The organism is Mesorhizobium sp. WSM4307 (assembly GCF_007003945.1).
In the GTDB taxonomy this organism is placed as follows: Bacteria; Pseudomonadota; Alphaproteobacteria; order Rhizobiales; family Rhizobiaceae; genus Mesorhizobium.
In genome coordinates, this window is sequence record NZ_VFTB01000006.1 from 102,961 (window position 1) to 125,086 (window position 22,126).

Below are 22,126 nucleotides of genomic sequence, written 5' to 3' on the forward strand. Positions count from 1 at the left end.
TCACGCCTCGATCCGGGTCGACAGCATGCGCGAGGTTTCGATCAGCGTGCGGCATAAATGCTCCATCGATTTGTACAGTCTTTCGTCACGGAAATTGCCGCCTTCGTCGAAGGCGTCGCCGCCGTCCGGCACCGAGCATTCCGGTGTCACCACCTCCATCTGGCAGCGTACCAGCACGGCGCGCAGATGGTTGATGCAGCGTATGCCGGCAAAACGGCCGTTGGAGGACGAGCACAGCCCGGCGACCTTGCCGGCAAGCGGCCTCACCGATCGGCCGCCATCGCGGCGCACCCGGCTCACCCAGTCGATCGTGTTCTTGAGCAGCGGCGGGATCGAGCCGTTATATTCGGGCGTGGCGATCAGCAGTCCGTCATGGGCTGATATCAGACGGCCGAGTTTGACGGCGCTTTCGGGAACGCCTTTTTCCTTCTCGAGATCCTCGTCGAGGATCGGCAAGGGATAATCGGCGAGCGAAATGCGGGTCACCTCGGCGCCTTGCACCGCAAGTTCCTTCTGCGCCACATCGGCGGTCCTGCCGCTATAGGCGCCGCTGCGCACCGAGCCGGCGAAGACGAGGATTTTCGGGATCACTGCCATTGGCCACCCTTGTTCCCGGACAGGTACAGCCAGAGGCAGCTCAAATCAACGGCTGGGTCGGTGAATAAGGGAGTAAGGCGGTAAGGCAGTAGGTCAGCATGCAACAGTCCGGAAATTGAATCGTCATTTCCTACTCCCTTACTCCCCTCTCACTTAATGCGCTTCGCGGCGGTAGATCCACAGCTGCGTCGGCGGGATGTTGCGGAAGATGAAATCGAAATGCTTGACCGTATAGTCGCCGCGACCGGCCGGGATCGGCGACATCGGGCCATAGGTCAGCTGCACGATCGGACGGCCCGCCGGAATGCGGTCGAGCAGGCTCTCTATATAGGCGATGCGCTGGGCGACCGGAAAATTGAGCAGCGGCACGCCGGACACGACGGAATCGAAAATCATCCCGCTCCTCTCGCCAAGCGTGGCGTTGAGGTTGAAGGCATCGCCCTCGATGACGTTGACGCCGGGATAGAGCTGGCGCAGATGGCGCACGAAATCCGTGCTGTATTCGACGGCATAGAGATTTTCGGGCCGCACGCCCTGGGCGAGGATGGCACGGGTAATGACACCGGTGCCGGGACCAACTTCAAGCACCGGCAGGCCGGACCTGGGGTTGACGATCGAGGCCATCTTGCGCGCGGTGATCGAACTGGTCGGCACGATCGAACCGACCGTCTTCGGCTTGTCGATCCAGCCCTTGAAGAATTTGAGTTCGTCGTCGAACTTCTCGGCAAGCGCCTTCCGCAGTCCGTGACCACGTGTCATGCAAGCTCTCCTCAAGGCTCCCCCGCAAAGCTACTTAACACCTGGTTGACGCAAGGCAAGGCGTTGCGAGACGCATGTCGTGGATAAGATAGATTTCGTCGCGTCTCAAAACACGGCGCGTTTCATCGATTCCCGCGCCGTTCTTGCACCATCAACGTTCGCTGAAGGATTCGAAGAAATCCTTCATGCGGGCGAAAAACCCGCTCGATTGGGGCGAATTGTCCTGCGAGGACAGCTGCTCGAACTCCTCCAGCAACTCACGCTGGCGGCGCGACAGGTTCTGCGGCGTCTCGACAGCGGTCTGGATATAGAGGTCGCCGACATTGGGCTGGCGCAGCACCGGCATGCCCTTGCCCTTGAGGCGGAACTGGCGGCCGTTCTGCGTGCCTTCGGGCACTTTCACCTTGGTCTGGGTTCCGTCCAGCGTCGTCACCTCGAAGGAGCCGCCAAGGGCCGCCGTCGTCATCGAGATCGGCACCTTGCAATAGAGATCGGCACCATCGCGCTGGAAGAATTCGTGCGGCTTCACCGCCAGGAAAATATAGAGATCGCCCGAGGGCCCGCCGCGCAGGCCGGCCTCGCCCTCATTGGCAAGGCGGATGCGAGTGCCGTCCTCGATGCCGGCCGGAATGTTGACCGACAGCGAACGCTCCTCGGTGACGCGGCCCTGGCCGGCGCATTTCGGGCACGGATCCTTGATCGTCTGGCCGCGGCCCTGGCATTGCGGGCAGGTGCGCTCGATCGAGAAGAAGCCTTGCGTCGCCCGCACCTTGCCATGGCCATGGCACATCGAGCAGGTGACCGGCTGGGTGCCGGGCTTGGCGCCGCTGCCGGAGCATTCCGAGCACGAGATCGAGGCCGGCACACGGATCTGCGCGGTCTTTCCCGCGAAAGCCTCTTCCAGCGAGATTTCCATGTTGTAGCGCAGGTCGGCGCCGCGCTCGCGGCCGCCCGACGAGCGGCGCTGGCGCCCACCCATCATGTCGCCGAAAATATCCTCGAAGATGTCGGCGAAACCGCCGGCGCCAAAGCCTTGCGCCCCGCCATTCATGCCGCCCTGTTCGAAGGCGGCGTGGCCGAAACGGTCATAGGCCGCGCGTTTCTGCGGGTCCTTCAGCGTCTCGTAGGCTTCGTTGATTTCCTTGAACTTGTGCTCGCAGGAGTGATCGCCGGGGTTGCGGTCAGGATGGAACTGCATGGCGAGCTTGCGGAAAGCGCTCTTGAGCTCCTTCTCGTCGGCGCCCTTTTGTACGCCCAGCGTTTCGTAGAAATCAGCTTTCATTTTTTCCCGCTGTCCGGATGCTCAACGTCTTGATGCATTGTTGCGTCGTTTGCCGGCACGTCGCCTCGATTTAGGAGCGGTGCTGCCCCGATGCTAGGGCCGGCGCGAACTTGTCCGTGGTTTTCAGTGATTTTTTCGGCAGGCCCCGCACTTTTTTCAGCGAGGGTTGCAAAAAAGCCCGGCTTTACGCCGGGCTTTCCGCTTTATCTTGCCGTCAAGCGGCTCAGGCCGACTTCTTCTTGTCGTCGTCCTCGTCGATTTCCTCGAAATCGGCATCGACCACGTCGGAGTCCTTGGCGCTATCCGCCTTGGCGTCGGCTTCCGCCGCTTCCTTCTGCGAGGCCTCGTACATGGCCTGGCCGAGCTTCATCGAAGCTTCGGCGAGCGCCTGGCTCTTGGCCTCGATGTCGGCCGCGTCGTCGCCCTCGGCGGCGGTCTTCAGTGCCGCGATGGCATCGGAAATCGCCGTGCGCTCGGCTTCCGAGACCTTGTCGCCATATTCCTTCAGCGACTTCTCGGACGAATGCACCAGCGCCTCGGCCTGGTTACGGGCCTCGACCACGGCGCGCCGCTTCTTGTCGGTCTCGGCATTGGCTTCGGCGTCCTTCACCATCTTCTCGATGTCGGCGTCCGAAAGGCCACCCGAGGCCTGGATGCGGATCTGGTGCTCCTTGCCGGTGCCCTTGTCCTTGGCCGAAACGTTGACGATGCCGTTGGCGTCGATGTCGAAGGTGACCTCGATCTGCGGCACGCCGCGCGGCGCCGGCGGAATGCCGACCAGGTCGAACTGGCCGAGCGCCTTGTTGTCGGCGGCCATTTCACGCTCGCCCTGGAAGACGCGGATGGTCACGGCCGACTGCGAATCTTCAGCGGTCGAGAACACCTGGCTCTTCTTGGTCGGGATCGTCGTGTTGCGCTCGATCAGCCGGGTGAACACGCCGCCCAGCGTCTCGATGCCGAGCGACAGCGGCGTCACGTCGAGCAACAGCACGTCCTTGACGTCGCCCTGCAGCACGCCGGCCTGGATGGCGGCGCCGAGAGCAACGACCTCATCCGGGTTGACGCCCTTGTGCGGCTCCTTGCCGAAGAACTGCTTCACGATCTCCTGGATCTTGGGCATGCGGGTCATGCCGCCGACCAGGACCACTTCGTCGATCTCGCCAGCCTTCAGGCCGGCATCCTTGAGTGCTGCCTTGCACGGGTCGATGGTGCGCTGGACGAGATCCTCGACCAGGCTTTCGAACTTGGCGCGCGTCAGCTTCAGCGTCAGGTGCTTGGGCCCGGTCGCGTCGGCGGTGATGAAGGGCAGGTTGATTTCGGTCTGCGTGGTGGACGACAGCTCGATCTTGGCCTTTTCAGCCGCCTCCTTGAGGCGCTGCAAGGCGAGCTTGTCGTTCTTCAGGTCGATGCCCTGTTCCTTCTTGAACTCGGCCGCCAGATACTCGACCAGGCGCATGTCGAAATCCTCGCCGCCGAGGAAGGTGTCGCCATTGGTCGACTTCACCTCGAACACGCCGTCGCCGATTTCGAGCACCGAAATGTCGAACGTGCCGCCGCCAAGGTCATAGACGGCAATGGTCTTGCCATCCTTCTTGTCGAGGCCGTAGGCGAGCGCGGCGGCCGTCGGCTCGTTGATGATGCGCAGCACTTCGAGGCCGGCGATCTTGCCGGCGTCCTTGGTGGCCTGGCGCTGGGCGTCGTTGAAATAGGCCGGAACGGTGATGACCGCCTTCTCGACCTTCTCGCCGAGATAGGCTTCCGCCGTTTCCTTCATCTTCTGCAGGATCATGGCCGAGATCTGGCTGGGCGACTGCTTCTTGCCGCCGGCTTCGACCCAGGCATCGCCATTGTCGCCCTTGACGATCTTGTAGGGGACAAGCTTCTTGTCCTTTTCCGTCACCGGATCGTCATAGCGGCGGCCGATCAGGCGCTTGACCGCGAAGATGGTGTTTTCAGGATTGGTGACCGCCTGGCGCTTGGCCGGCTGGCCGACCAGACGTTCGCCGTCGCCCGAGATGGCGACGATGGAAGGCGTCGTGCGCGCGCCTTCCGCATTCTCGATAACCTTGGGCTCCTTGCCATCCATGATGGCGATGCAGGAATTGGTGGTTCCGAGATCGATACCGATTACTTTTGCCATTTTTCTAGTCTCTCCGCTAAGCAGGCTTTCAGGACCCGTGAAGGCGTTCCGACGAAAGCCCCTGTTCACAAGAAATCCCGTCCGGCCACCGGAGTTCCGGCGTCGGACGGCTTGGCGCGTATATAAGAACACGCGACAGCGGGCGCAAGCATTCTGCGCAAGGCTTCCATGAACCTTTCCACCTCCGTCCGCGACAGAGGTCAAGGTGCCGCATGGTGCGGCCCGGAAAGGAAGCCCCCATGACCAGCAACCCAGAGACTCCCAGGTCTCCGGGAACGACAGGAACTCGGCGCGACCACCGCCTTCGGGACGGGGTCGATGCGCTGGGCTTCCTGCTGATTCCGTTGACCCTGCGTAAGAGCAGGCGTATCGTGACAATGAGGAAAGCAGACAATTCGAGCAGGGAAGAACGAGCCGGACCGCCGCGCCTTGCCCTGGTTCGCGCGGCACAGCCGGAGGCTCCTCCCGCAGACTTCGGGGGGAGTTCCATGTCTTGCGATCACGGCCCGTTCGTGTCTTCTCGCGCCAGCCGTTTGCACCGCCTGATCAAGGCAACCGGCGGACTTCTTGCGATTGCCCTGACCGCCGGCCTTTGGCTTGGCGGCGTCGCCCGGGCGCAGGACACCCAGATCATCTATCCCGGCTCGATGGCGGTCACCGGATTTTCCGGCACCGTCATTCCGAACTTCGACGAAGGCCTGCCGCCCGGCGTCGATCCGGTCGACGAAACCTTCATCGACACCACGCGCGCCACCTTGCGCGTTTTCGACGTTTCGCATCTCGGCGGGCCGGCCTCGGGCCAGCTCGTCTTCACGCCGCCGCCCTTCGAGGTGACGGCCGGCCAGATCGGCCAGGTTTTCGGCCTCACCTATGATGACGGCGTGCGCGACGGGGTTCCGTCGGGCGTTCCCAATCTTTACGCCGCCGCAACCTCGCTGCACGGCATCCGTATCGTCACGCCGGACGCCGACAGTGACGGCAGGCCGGAGCGGCAGCGCCGCGGCACGGCAGGCGCCACTTTCATGGATGGCCAGTTCGGCACCGAAAACGGCGGCGGCCCGGGCACCATCTGGAAGATCGACGGCATCACCGGCCAGGTCGCCAAATTCGCCGACATCGACACCGACAGCGGTCCCGGCATCGGCAATCTCACCTTCGATCCCAACCACCGCCAGTTCTTCGCCTCGGATCTCGACACCGGCCTGATCCATCGCATCGACGCCACCGGCAGATTGATCGACACGTTCGATCATGGCGTCGCCGGGCGCCCGGCGCATGGCCTGGCTCCCGTCGCCGACGATGCCGCGGTGATGGACATTCAGGGTGCCGCCTTCGACACGGAAGACCCCGAGACCTGGGGCTACACCCAGGACGAGCGCCGCGTCTGGGCCGTCTCCTACCATGGCGGCCGGCTCTACTATTCGGTCGGCGAAAAGTCGGAAATCTGGTCGGTGGGCATTGCCCGCGACGGCGGCTTTGCCGGCGACCCGCGCTGGGAACTGACGGTCAAGGCCGACAAGGACTACGCCGTCACCGATATCGCCTTCGACAACAGCGGCTTCATGTATCTCGCCCAGCGCGGCCCGGTCGAAAACCGCTATGATTACAGCCAGTTCGCCGATTCCGGCAAAGGCGAGGTCATCCGCTACTGGCACGAGAATCCGGACGATCCGGCAACGGAATCGGTCTGGGTGGAAGTGCCGCAGGAATATGCGGTCGGCTTCCCGCAAGGCAACCGGCAGTCGGCCGGCGGCCTCGACCTGCAATATGGCTATGACGCCGACGGCAATCTCGACACCTCGGTGTGCACGCAGACGCTGGTCAACACCGGCGACAAATTGCGCGACAATCCGACGCTTGCCGAGCAGCTCTCAGCCGGCGGGCCGCTCGCCGTGCATGGCGTGCAGATCACGCCCAAGGACCTGGTCAAGCCGGCCAACGTGCCGCCCTTCGGTTCCTGGTTCGTCGATTTCGACGGCTATTTCGAAGATCCCGAGGTGGAAGGCCATGTCGGCGACGTCGCCGTCTGGCACCCCTGCGAGGGCCGCGCCGGCTATTATGAAGAAATCCCGGGCGGCTATCTGCCACCCTTCTACCCGCCGGACTTCCCACCGCCCGGCAACCTGCCTCCCTGTCTCGATGTCGAGGACGTCCAGTATTACTGCACGCCTTCGGGCCTCGAGGCCGATCTCTATCTCCATGACCATGCCGGCTTCGGCGGCGATTCGATCAAGGCCCAGTCCAGGACGCCAGGCGTCGCGGTGACCTCACCCATGTCGCATGCGCCCGGCACGCCTTACACGATCGGCATCACCGGCCACTATCCGGGCGACAGAGTGGATGTTGGACTATGCTTCTACAGGAAGTCCGACAAGGACAAGGGTGGCTACTACCCTTGCTGCAAGATGACCTTGCCGCTCCGCACCCCAGCCGTCAGCTGCGAACGTTGAGGAGGGGAAGATGAACAATCTCGCACTCTCCCCGTTCGCGCAAAACCACTCAACCGTCATGGAGACGATCATGAAACCCCTGTCATATGCCAGGCGCGGCGCGCGCTGGCTGATGGCGGCCGGTATCGCGGTCGCCATGCTCACCCCGGTGCACGGCTTCGCGGAAGACCTTGCTCCGGCCGGTCAACTCGAAACCGTCAGTCCGGAGCCACGGCTCGAACTCGACAATCCCCGGGTGATCAATCCGGAGCCCGGCCGGATCGTGCCCTTCTTCACCAAGAAAGGCGGCCAGCGAAGCTGCGACTATGTCGAATATTTCCTGAGCTTCGGCCTGCGCGGCGATCCGAAAGGCTTCGACAATCCGAGCCTCGCCGCCTTGCTGAAAGCCGCAAGGATCGACTTCAAGGACCAGCTGCCGCACGGACTGTCGATCGTCAACGTGCAGGTCGCCGGCGACGGCACGGACGCTTCTGGCGGACCGCTGCCGGCGGCCGTCATCAGCAATTCGGCCGGACCCGACGATACCGCCGATGTTTCCGATTTCCGGATTTCCGCCTCCGACCTCGACGGGTCAGGCGCCGTGAACGAACGCATCATCACCTTCCGGATCACCGCCAAGATAGACCATGCGGCGTTTCCTGCGCCGACGACGGTCGACAACCAGGGCCAGATCAGAGTGAGCCTGAGGGGCGGCCCGGCGACCGTCATCCCGTCGCAGGATCCGGGCAAGCCGGACGACGGCGACTACAAGACCGGTGTGAAGACCTCGATCAAGATCGACGTCACCAAATGCAACCCGCCGCCGCCACCTCCCGGCAAGGAATGCTTCAAGGTGGAACGCGGCACCGTCGATTGCGTGCCCGGCGGCGGCGCCTTCATCTACCACATGCCGGTCGGCCCGGAGATGGGCGGCAAATGGGTGCAGGTTTCGACGACGACGCCCGGCATCACCATCATGCCTGACACCCAGCTGGTGCCTCCAGGCGGCGGCGTGCTGAACTGGAAGATCGTCGGCGCATCGCCCGGCGACGTCATCCACGTCATCGTCACCGGCATCGAGACCTATGCCGGGCCGAAGGAAGGCTGGGGCCTGTGCTGCACGCAGACCATCGACATCGTCATCCCGCGCGACGTCAGATGCCCGCCTGAAAAGCAGCCGGACCTCAAGGTCGAGAAACGCGCCGACGTGCCACGTTGCACGATGGCCGGCGGCTGTGACTTCACCATCCGGGTCACCAATGTCGGCAGCGCACCCTACAACGGCAAGATCGTGCTCGACGAGGTGACGCTGCCGGCCGGCTCGACGCTGAGTTCGGGGCCCAATCCGCCCTGGGTCTGCGTGCCCGGCACCACCCCGATGACGTGCACCTATCCGGTGACCACGCTCAACCCGGGGGCCTTTGTCGACCTCAAGCTCGGCTTCAAGCCGGCCGGGGGCTGGCAAGGCAGTGCACTGCGCAACTGCGCGACCTACAACTATGCCGCCAGCGGCAAGCCGTTGTTCGGCAGCCAGTCGAACGACCGTGGCTGCGCCTCGATCCCGATCTGCCGCCGTGGCGATCGTGACCGCGACTGCCAGCCGCCGGTCGAGAAGAAGGTCGACCTGATCCTGAAGAAGCGGGCCCGTACCGAAATCTGCACGCCGGACGGCGTCTGCACCTTCGTGATCGACATCATCAACAACGGAACATCGACCTATAACGGGCCGTTGACGGTGATCGACAACTATCCCAGCGGCGCGCCGAGCTCCTCGACCTTCGGGCCGAGCCCGCCCTGGACATGCGGTCCGAACGGCCCCGGCCAGTTCCGCTGCGACAATGCCGGCATCTCGCTGCCCGCGGGCGCCTCGACGCCGATCTTCGTCAAGGCGGTCATGCCGGCCGGCTACCAGTCGGATACGGTCGAGAACTGCGCCGCGGTGAAGGCCATTCCCGGTGAGGTCGACCTCACCAACAACAAGGCCTGCGCCAAGGAACGCATCCGTCGTCCCAATGGCGGCAAGCCTGGCCTGCGCATCACCAAGGTGTGCAACGGTTCGCTGGCCGGTGCCGCGGTCGTCTCTTGCCGCGTCACCGTCTCCAACGCCGGCACGGCCGCCCCCACCGGCCCGGTGCGGGTCAACGATGCCGCCACGCTGGTGTCGGGCGGCGCGCCCGCCCAGGTCCAGACCGTCACCCCCGACGGCGCGGAATGGGCGTGCGGACCGGTTCCGGCCAACACGCTGTCGTGCCAGATTCCCGGCGCCGTCATGACGCCCGGAACCAGCAGGCACTTCGACGTCACCGTCTCGGCCAATGGCGAGTTCGAGAACTGCGCGCGCGGCTCCTATGGTCCGGCGCCTGGCGACGACATCGTCTATCCGATCGGCCAGGCCTGCGCCAAGGGTGGCGGCTCCTCGACCATCCGTGTCGAGAAGACCGGCGACCGCGAATGCCAGCTCCGCCAGCCCTGCTCGTTCGACATCACCATCACCAATGACGGGACGAGTCCCTTCTCCGGTCCGGTTCGCATCGGCGATGCGATCGGCGTGGAGGGTCTCGGCCGGCTGGACGGCGTTGCGATCACCTCGATCGACCCGCCCTTCGGCTGCTCGCCCGAACCGGCGACCCTGCCTCTGTCCTGTATTGCCAACTTGACGCTCGGGGCCGGCGAGAGCCAGTCGCATCACGTCACCGTGGTCATTCCCGACGACGGGCGTCTGGCCAATTTGCAGGGCAACGTCAATGGCCAGAACTGCGTTGGCGTCCTGTCTCCCGATACACGGGTGCAGGGCGGCGGCGATGTGCTGTCCAAGGATGCGGCCAATGTGCTGGGCGATCGCGGCAAGGCCTATGCGTGCCATCCCTTCAACATCACCCATGAGGTGAAGAAGGAATGCTCGCCGGGCTTCGTCATGAACGATGCCGGCCGCTGCGTCTGCCCGGAAGGCACCACCTTCCGCAACGGCCAGTGCACCGGCGGCGGCACCAACATTCTGCCGACGCCACCGCCGAAGCGCTGCGTGCTGCTCGAAGGCCAGATCCGCACCGAGGACGGGCGCTGCATCTGCCCGCGCGGCACGGCGCTGGAGAACGGCAAGTGCGTCAGGACCGACAGGCCCGAACAGTGCACCATCCGCGGCCAGATCCACAATGCCGATGGCGATTGTGTCTGCCCGCAAGGGACCGAGGTGCGCAACGGCGCCTGCCGCCCGGTGCGGCCAAAGCCTGAGGAGTGCCGCATCCCCGGCCAGATCCGCAATGGCGATGGCGACTGCGTCTGCCCGCAAGGGACCGAGGTGCGCAACGGCGCCTGCCGTCCGGTGCGGCCGAAGCCTGAGCAGTGCCGCATCCCCGGACAGATCCGCAATGGCGATGGCGATTGCGTCTGTCCACAGGGCACCGAGGTGCGCAATGGGGCCTGCCGGCCGGTCCGGCCGAAGCCCGAGCAGTGCGCTATCCGCGGCCAGGTGCACGATGCCAATGGCGATTGCGTCTGCCCGCGGGGTACAGAGGTGGTCGACGGCGCGTGCCGGCGCAAGCAGCCGCAACTGGAGCAATGCGACATACGCGGCCAGGTCCACAACAAGCGCGGCGAGTGTGTCTGTCCGCGCGGCACCGAGGTGATCGACGGCGCATGCCGCAGGCCCAGGCAGCAGACGGAGTGCGCGCCGGGCACGCAGATGATCAATGGCCAGTGCCAGCCGATCTTCAAGCGGCGCTGCCCGGAAGGCACGATTGGACGGTATCCGAACTGCCGGCCGATCCGGGGACAACCATCGCTGGAGATCAACCCGGGATTGCTGCTGCAGCAAGTGCTGCCACGGCGTCAGCCGCAGGTCGACCAGCAGCAGGATCCAAACAGAATCCTGAAGCTCCAGCAGCAGTAACCAGCTGCTCGACACCAGACCAGAAACCCGCCGGAGCGATCCGGCGGGTTCTTTTTTGATCCTTGGCAATCCTGCCGCGCCATACGCTGCAGGCGGCGCCCGTACCTGCGCCCTCGACAAGTCATCTGGAGCGCATTAGGCAGTCGGTTCAGAGCCCGATGAAAAAGGACGCTTGGAAAGGCCGCAGGATGAGCAGAAAGACCTTGATCGCACCGTCGGTGCTGGCTTCGGACTTTTCGAGGCTCGGCGACGAGGTCGAAGCCGTCGCGGCGGCAGGCGCCGACTGGATCCATCTCGATGTCATGGATGGCCATTTCGTCCCCAACATCACCTTCGGCCCGCCCGTCATCAAGGCGATCCGCAACCGCACCAAGGCCTTCTTCGACTGCCATCTGATGATTGCGCCGGCCGATCCCTACCTCGCCGCTTTCGCCGAAGCCGGCTGTGACGGCATGACCGTGCATGCCGAGGCCGGGCCGCATCTCGACCGCTCGTTGCAGACCATCAGGAATCTCGGCAAGAAGGCCGGTGTATCGCTCAATCCGGCGACGCCTGAAACGATGATCGAATATGTGCTCGACCGCCTCGACCTGATCCTGATCATGACCGTCAATCCGGGTTTTGGCGGCCAGGCCTTCATCCCGGGGATCGTTGACAAGGTGAGAAGGGTCAAGGCGCTGATCGGCGACCGGCCGATCCGCATCGAGATCGACGGCGGCGTTTCGCCCGAAACAGCCCCCCTGGTCACGGCAGCCGGCGCCGATGTGCTGGTGGCGGGCGCGGCCATCTTCAAGGGCGGCAGCATCGAAGCCTACCGCGCCAACATCGAGGCGATCAGGACAGCGGCCGACAAGGCCGCCGGCTAAGGATTCGTGCGGGCCGCCTTGTGCATCCATGCGCCGAGTGTCGAGCCCGGACAAGGCTGATTCGGCCGCCCGGTTCGGCATCTTTGCGCGCGGCAGAAAAGACGCTCGCACGAGCACACGAAGAACAGATGATTCTGCGTGCATACGAAACACGTTAAGTTTCCGCTGGTTGTGGAGATGAGCGAGTTTGCCCGACCCGCCAGCGGTCTGGGGTATATTTCTTTGTGCTAAAGTACAATAACGCGATCTTCTGCTTGAGCGCCCGACGGCAGAGGCTGTATAATACATGTACGGAGAGGGACGTTTTTTCGGACTCGAATTGCCCAGGCCAGAAATTGGGACGAGGAGTCGCTTTGACGTACGGAGCTGCCAATCTGAACGACGACGGCACAGGATCCAAAAGCACGCTTGCCAGCACCGTCTATCATCAACTGCGGGAGGATCTGCTCAGCGGCGCTCTTGAAACCGAAAGCAAGCTGCGGGTCGAGTGGGTTGTTTCCAAATATGGCGCCGGCGCTTCCCCGGTTCGCGAAGCTCTCAATCGTCTTGCCTCCGAAGGACTTCTTGGTCGCCACGACCAGCGTGGCTTTTTCATCATGCCGGTCAGTGCGGCGGAGCTCGAGGAGCTGACGCGCACCCGCTGCTGGCTCGAGGAGCGGGCGCTGCGCGAATCCATCGACCATCGCACCGCCGAATGGGAGGAACAGCTGGTGCTGGCGCTGCATCGCCTGGGCCGCGCCTCGCGTCTTTCGCTCCAAAATGCCACGTCGCTCGATTCCGATTGGGAGAAACTGCACCGCACCTTCCATCGGGTGCTGATTTCGGCCTGCCGGTCGCACTGGCTGGTGGGTTTCTGCGATCAGCTTTCCGATCACGCCTACCGCTACCGGCAAATGGCCAATGACGGCGAAAGCATCCCGCGCGACGATTTCGCCGAGCACCGGCTGATCGCCGAATGCGCACTGGACGGCAATGCCGACGGCGCGGTCAAGGCCTTGATCGAGCACTACCAGCTGACCGCTTCCATATGCATGGCGCGTTTCAAGCAAGGCGAAGTCTCAAAGGTCGCCGCCTCGGCCGCACGCGCCCGGCCGTAACGATCTTTTCCCTTGGCGCCTTGTCGCGATCCTTCGCCACCTTTCGGCGGAGGTGACGTGCTGGACCGCCGTTTGCGGCCTTGACGGCATGGCCGGGAAACGCGAACTCTTCGCCGCCGACTCATGTCGCCCCAGGGGCACTGCCGGCGTCGCCATTGCTGTCACCGCAGGAAGACTTCATGAGCAATCATCTGTTCGACGCGTTCCGGTCCCGGATGCCGGCGCCCGGGCATCTGTTGATGGAAACCGATGACGGGCGCGCGCTCGGCTATGGCGACATGCTGGCGCGGTCGGCGCAGCTCGCGCATGCGCTCCTGCAGTTGGATGTCGAGCCCGGCGACCGGGTCGCCGTGCAGGTCGAGAAGAGCCCGGAAGCGCTGCTGCTCTATCTCGCCTGCGTGCGCGCCGGCGCCGTCTTCCTGCCGCTCAACACCGCCTACACGCTGACCGAGCTCGACTATTTCTTCTCGGATGCAGCGCCGCGCGTCATCGTCTGCGATCCGGCAAAGGCGGCCGATATCGGCCGCATGGTCGAGCCATCCGGCGCCGTCGTCGTCACGCTCGACCGCTATGGCCGGGGATCGCTGGCGGACCAGGCCTCGCATCTGCCGTCGGATTTTCACGATGTGGTGCGCGGGCCGGATGATCTCGCGGCAATCCTCTACACGTCGGGAACGACAGGCCGCTCGAAAGGCGCCATGCTCAGCCACGAAAACCTGGCCTCGAATGCGCGGGTGCTGGTCGAGCAATGGCGCTTCACATCGGGCGATGTGCTGATCCACGCTTTGCCGATCTTCCACACCCATGGCCTGTTCGTCGCCACCAATGTCGTCCTGATGGCGGGCGCCTCGATGCTGTTCGAACAGAAATTCGATCCGGCCCGCATCGTCGCGCTGCTGCCGCGCGCCACCGCGCTGATGGGCGTGCCGACCTTCTATGTGCGGCTGCTGCAGCAGGATGGACTGGACCGACAGGCGACGAAGACCATCCGGCTGTTCGTATCCGGTTCGGCGCCGCTGCTGGCCGACACGCACAAGGCCTGGCGCGAACGCACCGGCCACGCCATCCTCGAACGCTACGGCATGACCGAGACCAACATGAACACCTCGAACCCCTATGAGGGCGAACGGCGCGCCGGCACGGTCGGCTTCCCCTTGCCTGGCGTGTCGCTGCGTATCGCCGACCCGGACAGCGGCAAGCCGCTGGCCCAAGGCGAGGTCGGCATGATCGAGGTCAAGGGTCCGAACGTTTTTGGCGGCTACTGGCGCATGCCGGAAAGGACCAAGGCGGAATTCCGCGCCGACGGTTTCTTCATCACCGGCGATCTCGGCATGATCGACACCGACGGCTATGTCCATATCGTCGGCCGTGGCAAGGACCTGATCATTTCGGGCGGCTTCAACATCTATCCGAAGGAACTGGAAAGCGAGATCGACGCGCTTGACGGCGTGAGCGAGAGCGCCGTCATCGGCGTCGCCCATCCGGATTTCGGCGAAGGCGTCACCGCGGTCGTCGTGCGGGCGCCGGGGGCGGCGATCAGCGGAGCCGAAATCCTCGGCGCCATCGCCGAGCGCCTAGCCAGGTACAAGCACCCGAAGCAGGTGATCTTCGTCGACGAATTGCCGCGCAACACGATGGGCAAGGTCCAGAAGAATCTTCTGCGCGACGCCTACAAGGATCTCTACACGTCCTAGAGCGTTTCACCGTTTCATGGAAACGGCGAACCGCTCTAACTCTTTGTTTTGACGCAATTCCTGACGGAAAACCGCTCACACTTTTCCTGGAATTGCTCTAGGTAGTGGGGGGCCCCGTTACTTCGCCTTCCGCGGCTTTTCGGTCCTCGTGCCGGAGCCCCACAAGGCGCGCTGAAATAGGCCGCGTTTGCGGTTGCGCGGCACGAGGTCGATATCCCCGACCAGTTTCGCGCCGCCCTTACGCCGCTCCAGCGTGATCTTGCGGGTGTGGAACGCTTCCAGTTCGGCGCGATGCGCCACGCTGACGATGGTCACCTCTGGCAGTTCGCGGATCACCGTTTGCATCATCTGGTCCTGGCTCTTTTCGTCCAGCGCCGACGTTGCCTCGTCCAGCACCACGATGTCGGGGCGATGCAGCAAAAGGCGCGCGAAGGCGACACGCTGTTTTTCGCCGCCCGACAGCGTCTGGTCCCAGGGCGCTTCCTCCTTGATCCGGTCGGCGAGGTAACCGAGGCCGACCTTGTCGAGGGCGGCCTTGATCTGGTCGAGCTTCCACTTGTTGGGGGCCGCTGGGTAGGCGACCACCCGGCGCAGTGTGCCCGAAGGGACGTAGGGCCGCTGCGGCAGCATGAACAACCGCTTGTCGGGATGGAAATCGACGCTGCCGCTTCCCCACGGCCACAGACCGGCGAGCGCCCGCACCAGCGTTGACTTGCCCGAGCCGGATTCGCCTGAAACCAGCACCCGTTCGCCCGATTCGACGGCGACCTCCGTCTCCTTGACCACAGACGTGCCGTCGTCGAGCGTCACGCAGAGCTCGTTGAGGGAAAGCATCGTATCGCCCTTGGTCTCGCCGTGCTGGATGCGCCCGAGCTCGTCGCTCTGCTCGGCGCGCTCCAACCCGTCGAGCGACATCATCAGCGAGGCGATGCGGCGCGCGGAGGCGTTCCAGTCGGCGAGGCGCGGATAATTGTCGACCAGCCAGCCGAAAGCGCCCTGCACGATGGCGAAGGCGGAGGCCGCCTGCATGACCTGGCCGAGCGACATCGAGCCTTCAAGGAACTTTGGAGCACAGAGCAAGACCGGCACGACGGGTGCGAATAGGCTCGAGCCCTGCGAGACCAGGGCCGTGCGCATATGCTGGCCGGTCAGTTGCGCCCATCGCTTCAGCACGCCGCCGAAGGTCCTGTCGATGCCGCTGCGTTCCTCCTCCTCGCCGCCGAGCAAGGCGATGCTCTCGCCGTTTTCGCGCACGCGCGTCAGCACGTAGCGGAATTCGGCTTCCGTCTGGTTCTTCTCTTCGGACAGCCGCACGAAATCGCGGCCGATGACGAACATCGAGGTGGAGGTGATCGCGGCATAGATCACCGCCGTGACGACGAGGAAGCCGGGCACGGTGAAGGTCGAGCCTCCCAGGGTGAAGCTCAAGGCCCCGCCAATCGTCCACAGCACCACGATGAAGGTCGACGCCGACAGGGTGGCAACGATCACGCCGGCGACGAAATCGACCGGCGCCTCGGTGGCGACGCGCAGATCTTCCGAGAGGCGGGCCTCGGGGTTCTGGTGGTCGCCCTGCACGAGATTCAGCTGGTAATAGCGGCCGTTGGCGAGCCAACGCGCTATCACCGAGGCGGTCAGCCAGGAGCGCCAGCGGCGCTGCATGGTCATGCGCAGATAGACCTGCGCGACGACAAGGCTGATGCTGCCAAGCACGACAGGCACGAACACCGCGCTCAGGAAATAGACGGTGTGGGCGTCGCGCTTCTCGATGGCGTCGAAGATCGAGCGGTTCCAGACGTTGATCCCGTACTGGAAGCCGAGATTGACGACGATCAGGACCAGCAGTCCGACCGTCAACGGCCAGCCGAGCTTGTCGCCGTGCCGTCCCCAATAGCCGCGTCCGCTGATCCAGAATCGCTTCAGCAGGTACTTCTTGCGCGCCTCCTCTGCCTGCTTGGGCGTCAGTTCGGGATCGGGTTCGACGGCTTCCGGCGGCGGAGCTTCGCCGGCAGTCCCGGACGCGGCCGCTTCGACGGTCGACATCCTCTTGTTGCGTGGCTTCTTTTCGCGCGGCTCCTCGGCGCGCGAGCGATCGTCACGCTGCCGTCGCGGCTTGGGGGCGCCGCGCGGTTTGATGCCGTCGGCCGGTCTGGATCTGGGTTTCGCCTCGGACATACGCCCCGACAACGAGCTCGAAATCAAAAGGTTTCATGATGGCCGCTTGAGATGACAAATTCCTGACCGCGCCCGTTATCGCGGGTGCAGCAGTTCGACGACATGGTCGGCGATGGCCAGGCTTGCCGTCAGGCCGGGGCTCTCAATGCCGAACAGATTGACGATCCGCCCGGCGCCATGATCGGCCGGACCCTGGATGATGAAATCGGCGGCAGGCTGGCCGGGGCCAGACAATTTCGGCCTGACGCCGGCATAGGCCGGTAGCAGGGCGCCCTCGGCAAGGTCGGGCCAATAGCGCCGGATCGCTTCGTAGAAGACGGCGCTTCGGCCGGGGTCGACCGTATAATCCACACGGTCGATCCATTCGACATCGGGCCCGAAGCGCGCACCGCCGCCAAGGTCGAGCGTCAGATGGACGCCGAGGCCGCCGTCGACCGGAACCGGATAGATCAGCCGCGAAAAAGGCGAGCGGCCGGGAAGCGCGAAATAATTCCCGCGCGCCAGCCACTGCCGGGGGATGAAATCCTCGGGGAAACCGTCGATCCGGGCGGCCAGGGCCTGAGCCTCGAGGCCCGCGGCATTGATGAAGGCAGCCGCTTCCAGGGCGAAGGTCTCGCCATTGGCATCGCGCGTGTCGATCCGGATCCCGCCGGTCCCGATCGTCGCCCCGGCAACGGTGGTCAGGAAAGCCAAGGACGCACCGGCGGCTTCGGCCTCGCCGCGCAGCGACAGCATCAGCGCATGGCTGTCGACAATGCCCGTCGATGGCGACAGGAGCGCGCCCGCGCATGTCAGTGCAGGTTCCAGGTTTTCGGCTTCGTCACGCGTCAGGAATTGCAGGTCGTCGACCCCGCAGCGTCGCGCATTGGCCTCGATCTTCCGCAATCCGTCGGTCTGGCTTGGCTCGCTGGCGACGATCAGCTTGCCGGTACGCTTATGGGCGATGTCGTGCTCGGCGCAGTAGGCGTAGAGACGCCGGCGCCCTTCGACGCAGAGCCGGGCCTTCAGGCTTCCCGGCGCATAATGGAGCCCGGCATGGATGACTTCGGAATTGCGTGAACTGGTGACGGTGCCGATCGCATCCGCCTGCTCGACCACCACCACCTCGCGGCCCGACACGGCAAGCGCCCTGGCGATGGCAAGCCCGACGACGCCTGCTCCGGCGACGACACAATCGATTGTCTGCATGGCCCGCCTTCAGCGTGAAGCGCCGGCCTCGAACACCTTGTCGCCGCCGATCCAGACGCTTCCTATGCCAAGATCGTCCGACAGCGCAACGATGTCGGCCGCCGTGCCGTTGGCCAGGCGGCCAAGCCGGTGCGATTGGCCGATCGCCTGCGCCGGATAGAGCGAAGCCATGCGCAAGGCCTCGGACAGATCGACACCGACGACATCGTGCATGAACCGCACAGCCGAGATCATGTCGAGATCGGCGCCGGCCAGCGTGCCGTCGGCAAGTCGGAGGCTCCCGTCCTTGCGGTAGATGGTGCGGCCGTTGAGCGTGAACGAGGTCATGTCGGTGCCGATCGTCGCCATCGCATCGGTGACCAGCACGATCTTGCCCGGCCCCTGTTTGGCGTCGAGCGCGATCCGGATGGTTGCCGGATGGACATGGATGCCGTCGGCGATCAGCCCGGCTGACAATGTGCCGATGCTGACAGCCGCGCCGACGAGGCCGGGCTCGCGGTTGCCGATCTGGCTCATCGCGTTGAACAGATGCGTGACCACGCCGGCACCGGCCTCGGCAAAGGCTTTTGCCGTGGCGTAACCCGTGTCGGAATGGCCGAGGCTGACGATGATGCCGGCCTTGACCAAGGCCGCAACGCGCGCCGGATCGACGGATTCCGGCGCGATCGTGGTGAGCAGCACCGGTAGTTTCGGCCGCGCCGCGATCAGCATTGCCTGGTCGGCATCTGTCATCGGCCGGATCAGCGCCGGGTCATGCGCGCCCTTGCGCGCGATCGACAGATGCGGGCCTTCGAGATGAAGGCCGAGGAATCCCGGCACCTTTTGTCGAGCGGCGGCCGCGCCGGCGGCGATGGCGGAAGCGGTGATCGCGGGCGTGTCGGTGATCAGCGTCGGCAAGAGCGCCGTCGTGCCGAACGGCGCATGCGCCCGGCAGATGGTCTCGATCGAGGCCACATCGGGATGGTCGTTGAGCATGACGCCGCCGCCGCCATTGACCTGGATGTCGACGAAGCCCGGCACCAGCATGCCGCCGCCGGCGTCGACGGCACGGATATCCGAGGGAATGGCGCCCGAGGGTAAGATCGCCTCGACCAGGCCGTCGCGCACGACTAGGGCGTGGCCTTCATGCCAGTCGTCACCGTCGAAAATTCGGGCGCCAGTCAGGGCAAAACGGTCGCTCATACGGTCTCCGTCACCTTGCGAAGATTGCGCGGCGTGTCCGGGTCGAGGCCGCGATGGCGCGCGAAGGCCTCGACGAACACGTAGAACGAAACGATCAGCGTCAGCGGATCGGTCAGCGGGTGACCGGTGGCGACATGCGGCAGGCGCGTCGCGCGGTTGGCGAGCGTTGAGGTGACGAACACCGGCGCTCCCTTGGCCGCCAGGCCGTCGGCTGCTTCGGCGACGGACGGTTCGGACGCATCGCGCGCGGCCAATGCCAGCACCGGGAAGTCGGGGCCGATCAGCGCCAGCGGGCCATGCATGACTTCGGCCGCGCTATAGGCCTCGGCATGCATGCCGCAGGTTTCCTTGAACTTCAGCGCCGCCTCGTTGGCCATCGCCGCCGACGGGCCGCGGCCAAGGATGAACAGCGATTTCTGCTTCTCGATGGTTTCGGCCAGCACGCTCATCCAGTCGCAGGCGATCGCCTTGCCGAAATGCTCGGGCAAGCGGGCCAGCGCTGCCAGAAGCGCTTCGTCGCCGGTGGAATGCGCCATCAAGGCGAGACCGGCGACGGCGGAATTGACGAAGGTCTTGGTCGCCGCGACGCTGCGCTCGGGTCCGGCAAGAATGTCGATCGAATAGTCGCAGACGCGCGCCAGCGGCGAGTCGGCGGTGTTGGTGACGGCGATGGTCAGCGCGCCGCCGGCGCGTGCGGTTTCAGCCATGGCGACGATGTCGGGGCTCTTGCCCGACTGCGAGATCGCCAGACACGCCGAGCCGTCGAGCCTCAGCTTGCGGCCATAGATCGAGGCGATGGACGGACCGACCGAAGCGACGGCAAGGCCCGCCGTCAGCTCCACGGCATATTTCATGAAGGTCGCCGCATGGTCGGACGAGCCGCGCGCCACGGTGACGACGAAATGCGGGTCGCGCTCCTTGATACCGCGCCCGGCCTCGGCGAGCACGGCGCCGGAGCCGTCGAGCAGGCGGGCGACGGCCTCGGGGATCTCCTCGATCTCGCGCTGCATATGGGTGATGTTGGAGATCATGGTCGGCCCTCTTCGCTCGGCCCTGTCAGCCGCAGTTCGGCGACGAAATCATAGGCGTCGCCCCGGTAGATGGAGCGGGTGAATTCGATCACCTTGCCGCTCGCCAGATAGGAAATGCGTTCAATATGCAGGCCGGCGATACCCGGCGGCACCTCGAGCAGGCGCGCATCGCTGTCGCCGAGATTGGCGGCCGAGATGCGCTGCACCGCCCGCACCGGCCGGTTGCCGGTCAATTCCAGCGCGGCATAGAGCGAAGAGCCGATACCCGCCGGGTCGGGCAGCACGCTGGCCGACAGCGAGGCGCGTTCGATCGCCAGCGGCGTGTCGTTGGCGATGCGCAGGCGCGCCACGCGCGCCACCAGCTCGCTCGACGACAGGCCAAGCACCATCATCTCGTCGGGCGAGGGCGCATAGAGGCCGCGGTCCAGCCATGCCGAACGCACCGCCATGCCGCGCCGCGCCATGTCTTCGGTAAACGAGGTCAGCCGCGACAGCGATTGCTCGACGCGTTCCATGCGCGGCGCCACGAAAGTGCCGGAGCCGTGGCGCTGGACGAGAATGCCGCCCTTGACCAGGTCCTGCACCGCCTTGCGCACGGTGACGCGCGAAATATCGGCCTTGGTGGCGATATCGCGCTCGGAGGGCAGCGCATCGCCCGGCCCGATCAGGCCACGGTTGACGGCGTCCTCGATGCTCTTGCGCAGCTGCAGATAGAGCGGCGCGCCGCTTTGCGCGGATTGCCTCAGCGTGGCGAAGATCTGGTCGGCGGCGTCGCTCATCGCGCCGCCTCCACCGGCTTGGCGAAAAGCCGGACCGCCATCTGCACCGCGCCGCCCAGCGCGTCGTCGAGCGGCGGCTTGAGCAGTGCCCGGTAGCGCGCCGACAGGCGCGGCGCATAAAGCGGCGCCAGCCCGCCAAGCAGGCAAAGCGGCGCGTCATTCGAAAGGCCGAGTGCGCCCAGCGAGGCCTCGACATCGCCGACCGCCTTGTCGACGATCCAATTGGCGACGGCATCGCCCTTTTGCGCATGCTCGAACACTTTGGGCGCGAAGCCGCCGAAATCGCCGGGCTTGGCGTTGGTGGTGAACTCCACCACATCCTCGGGATTGTTGCGGAAGATCGCCATCATGGCGTCGGTCAGCGGCGAGCGTGCGCGCACGCCGTCATAGGCAAGCAATGTCTGCTCCAGCAGATCTCGGCCGATGCGGGCGCCGCTGCCCTGGTCGCCGACCTGGAAGCCCCAGCCGCCGATGGCTCGCGACGTGCCATGCTTGCGCGCCATATAGGCGGTGCCGGTGCCGAGGATGGCCATGGCGCCGTCACCGGAACCGACGGCCCCTTCGAGCGCGATCTCGGCATCGGTCTCGACACGGCTGATGCTGAACGGCAGGATGGCTTCGAGCTGCTGCCGGTAGGTGCCGACATTGGCGCCGGCAAGGCCGAGAATGGCCGGTGTTTGCGGGATGAGTTCGGGATCCTGCCCGGCGGCAATGAAAGCCTGCCGCGCGGCGTCGACAATGTTCGAGCGCGCGCCGGTGAGATCGGTGCGGATGTTGGCGGCGCCGCTTTTGGCACGGCCAATGACCGAACCTTCAACTGTTGCCAGGGCGGCCCTGCAGCTGGTGCCGCCGCCATCGATGCCGAGCACGAATTTCACGCGATTTCTCCTCCGGGCGGATAATACCAATAAAATACCAATAGCCAAGAGTTAATTTCCGTTTCAAAAAGATTAAGCCGTATTTTATTGAAAACCCTGCACATTTCGCCGGCTCAGCGATTTCCTCTCCGCGAATTCGT

General features: G+C 64.8%; 15 protein-coding genes. 5 read left to right on the forward strand and 10 right to left on the reverse strand.

Annotated elements, in window-relative coordinates; translation table 11 throughout:
* The 4 genes from FJV83_RS15805 to dnaK all read right to left on the reverse strand — a co-directional run bounded on the left by FJV83_RS15805 (position 1) and on the right by dnaK (position 4,778).
* Positions 1-597, reverse strand: coding sequence for an NADPH-dependent FMN reductase (locus FJV83_RS15805; protein ID WP_142885868.1), 597 nt, complete (start codon positions 595-597; stop codon positions 1-3).
* Positions 598-750: 153 nt separating this feature from the next.
* Positions 751-1,356, reverse strand: coding sequence for a phospholipid N-methyltransferase PmtA (gene pmtA / locus FJV83_RS15810; RefSeq protein ID WP_095788587.1), 606 nt, complete (start codon positions 1,354-1,356; stop codon positions 751-753).
* Between the two features lie 151 nt (positions 1,357-1,507).
* Positions 1,508-2,638, reverse strand: coding sequence for a molecular chaperone DnaJ (gene dnaJ / locus FJV83_RS15815; protein ID WP_095788586.1), 1,131 nt, complete (start codon positions 2,636-2,638; stop codon positions 1,508-1,510).
* A 223-nt stretch (positions 2,639-2,861) separates the two neighbouring features.
* Complete coding sequence (gene dnaK, locus FJV83_RS15820) at positions 2,862-4,778, reverse strand: molecular chaperone DnaK (RefSeq protein WP_142885867.1); 1,917 nt, start codon at positions 4,776-4,778, stop codon at positions 2,862-2,864.
* Positions 4,779-4,990: 212 nt separating this feature from the next.
* Here dnaK and FJV83_RS15825 point away from each other — a divergent pair, with 212 nt between their 5' ends.
* The 5 genes from FJV83_RS15825 (at position 4,991) to FJV83_RS15845 (ending at position 14,753) form a co-directional block, all read left to right on the forward strand.
* Positions 4,991-7,228, forward strand: coding sequence for a hypothetical protein (locus FJV83_RS15825; protein ID WP_185973371.1), 2,238 nt, complete (start codon positions 4,991-4,993; stop codon positions 7,226-7,228).
* Between the two features lie 10 nt (positions 7,229-7,238).
* A complete protein-coding gene (locus FJV83_RS15830; RefSeq protein WP_142885865.1) occupies positions 7,239-11,096 on the forward strand; it encodes a hypothetical protein in 3,858 nt (1,285 codons plus the stop codon).
* A gap of 188 nt (positions 11,097-11,284) precedes the next feature.
* A complete protein-coding gene (gene rpe / locus FJV83_RS15835) occupies positions 11,285-11,962 on the forward strand; it encodes a ribulose-phosphate 3-epimerase (RefSeq protein ID WP_095773449.1) in 678 nt (225 codons plus the stop codon).
* A 353-nt stretch (positions 11,963-12,315) separates the two neighbouring features.
* Positions 12,316-13,059: a GntR family transcriptional regulator gene (locus tag FJV83_RS15840; protein ID WP_142885919.1), complete on the forward strand. Its 744-nt coding sequence runs from the start codon at positions 12,316-12,318 to the stop codon at positions 13,057-13,059.
* A gap of 179 nt (positions 13,060-13,238) precedes the next feature.
* On the forward strand, positions 13,239-14,753 hold the full coding sequence (locus tag FJV83_RS15845; protein ID WP_142885864.1) for a malonyl-CoA synthase: 1,515 nt from the start codon (positions 13,239-13,241) through the stop codon (positions 14,751-14,753).
* A gap of 117 nt (positions 14,754-14,870) precedes the next feature.
* Here FJV83_RS15845 and FJV83_RS15850 read toward each other — a convergent pair whose 3' ends face one another.
* From FJV83_RS15850 to FJV83_RS15875, 6 genes are all read right to left on the reverse strand, one after another.
* The gene (locus FJV83_RS15850) at positions 14,871-16,928 is read right to left on the reverse strand and encodes an ABC transporter ATP-binding protein/permease (protein ID WP_142885863.1); all 2,058 of its coding nucleotides are present in this window, start codon (positions 16,926-16,928) and stop codon (positions 14,871-14,873) included.
* A gap of 75 nt (positions 16,929-17,003) precedes the next feature.
* Positions 17,004-18,116 (reverse strand): NAD(P)/FAD-dependent oxidoreductase, encoded by a 1,113-nt coding sequence (locus FJV83_RS15855; protein WP_142885862.1) that lies wholly within the window; start codon positions 18,114-18,116, stop codon positions 17,004-17,006.
* A 9-nt stretch (positions 18,117-18,125) separates the two neighbouring features.
* On the reverse strand, positions 18,126-19,298 hold the full coding sequence (nagA, locus tag FJV83_RS15860; protein ID WP_095792432.1) for an N-acetylglucosamine-6-phosphate deacetylase: 1,173 nt from the start codon (positions 19,296-19,298) through the stop codon (positions 18,126-18,128).
* Positions 19,295-20,329 carry an SIS domain-containing protein gene (locus FJV83_RS15865; RefSeq protein ID WP_142885861.1) on the reverse strand — a complete coding sequence of 345 codons (1,035 nt, stop codon included), beginning with the start codon at positions 20,327-20,329 and terminating at the stop codon, positions 19,295-19,297. Before FJV83_RS15865 ends, nagA begins: the two co-directional genes overlap by 4 nt.
* Positions 20,326-21,108: a GntR family transcriptional regulator gene (locus FJV83_RS15870; RefSeq protein ID WP_095773342.1), complete on the reverse strand. Its 783-nt coding sequence runs from the start codon at positions 21,106-21,108 to the stop codon at positions 20,326-20,328. The genes FJV83_RS15865 and FJV83_RS15870 overlap by 4 nt, the downstream gene beginning before the upstream one ends.
* Positions 21,105-21,986, reverse strand: a complete 882-nt coding sequence (locus tag FJV83_RS15875; protein WP_142885860.1) for an N-acetylglucosamine kinase — start codon at positions 21,984-21,986, stop codon at positions 21,105-21,107. The genes FJV83_RS15870 and FJV83_RS15875 overlap by 4 nt, the downstream gene beginning before the upstream one ends.
* Positions 21,987-22,126: the final 140 nt, after the last annotated feature.

Excerpts from the sequence above, each read along its gene's own strand:
- FJV83_RS15805 (WP_142885868.1), bottom strand. The coding sequence starts at position 597 with ATGGCAGTGATCCCGAAAATCCTCGTCTTCGCCGGCTCGGTGCGCAGC.
- FJV83_RS15845 (WP_142885864.1), top strand. The coding sequence starts at position 13,239 with ATGAGCAATCATCTGTTCGACGCGTTCCGGTCCCGGATGCCGGCGCCC.
- FJV83_RS15870 (WP_095773342.1), bottom strand. The coding sequence starts at position 21,108 with ATGAGCGACGCCGCCGACCAGATCTTCGCCACGCTGAGGCAATCCGCG.
- rpe (WP_095773449.1), top strand. The coding sequence starts at position 11,285 with ATGAGCAGAAAGACCTTGATCGCACCGTCGGTGCTGGCTTCGGACTTT.
- dnaJ (WP_095788586.1), bottom strand. The coding sequence starts at position 2,638 with ATGAAAGCTGATTTCTACGAAACGCTGGGCGTACAAAAGGGCGCCGAC.
- FJV83_RS15855 (WP_142885862.1), bottom strand. The coding sequence starts at position 18,116 with ATGCAGACAATCGATTGTGTCGTCGCCGGAGCAGGCGTCGTCGGGCTT.
- FJV83_RS15830 (WP_142885865.1), top strand. The coding sequence starts at position 7,239 with ATGAACAATCTCGCACTCTCCCCGTTCGCGCAAAACCACTCAACCGTC.
- pmtA (WP_095788587.1), bottom strand. The coding sequence starts at position 1,356 with ATGACACGTGGTCACGGACTGCGGAAGGCGCTTGCCGAGAAGTTCGAC.
- FJV83_RS15825 (WP_185973371.1), top strand. The coding sequence starts at position 4,991 with ATGGTGCGGCCCGGAAAGGAAGCCCCCATGACCAGCAACCCAGAGACT.
- dnaK (WP_142885867.1), bottom strand. The coding sequence starts at position 4,778 with ATGGCAAAAGTAATCGGTATCGATCTCGGAACCACCAATTCCTGCATC.
- FJV83_RS15865 (WP_142885861.1), bottom strand. The coding sequence starts at position 20,329 with ATGATCTCCAACATCACCCATATGCAGCGCGAGATCGAGGAGATCCCC.
- nagA (WP_095792432.1), bottom strand. The coding sequence starts at position 19,298 with ATGAGCGACCGTTTTGCCCTGACTGGCGCCCGAATTTTCGACGGTGAC.
- FJV83_RS15850 (WP_142885863.1), bottom strand. The coding sequence starts at position 16,928 with ATGTCCGAGGCGAAACCCAGATCCAGACCGGCCGACGGCATCAAACCG.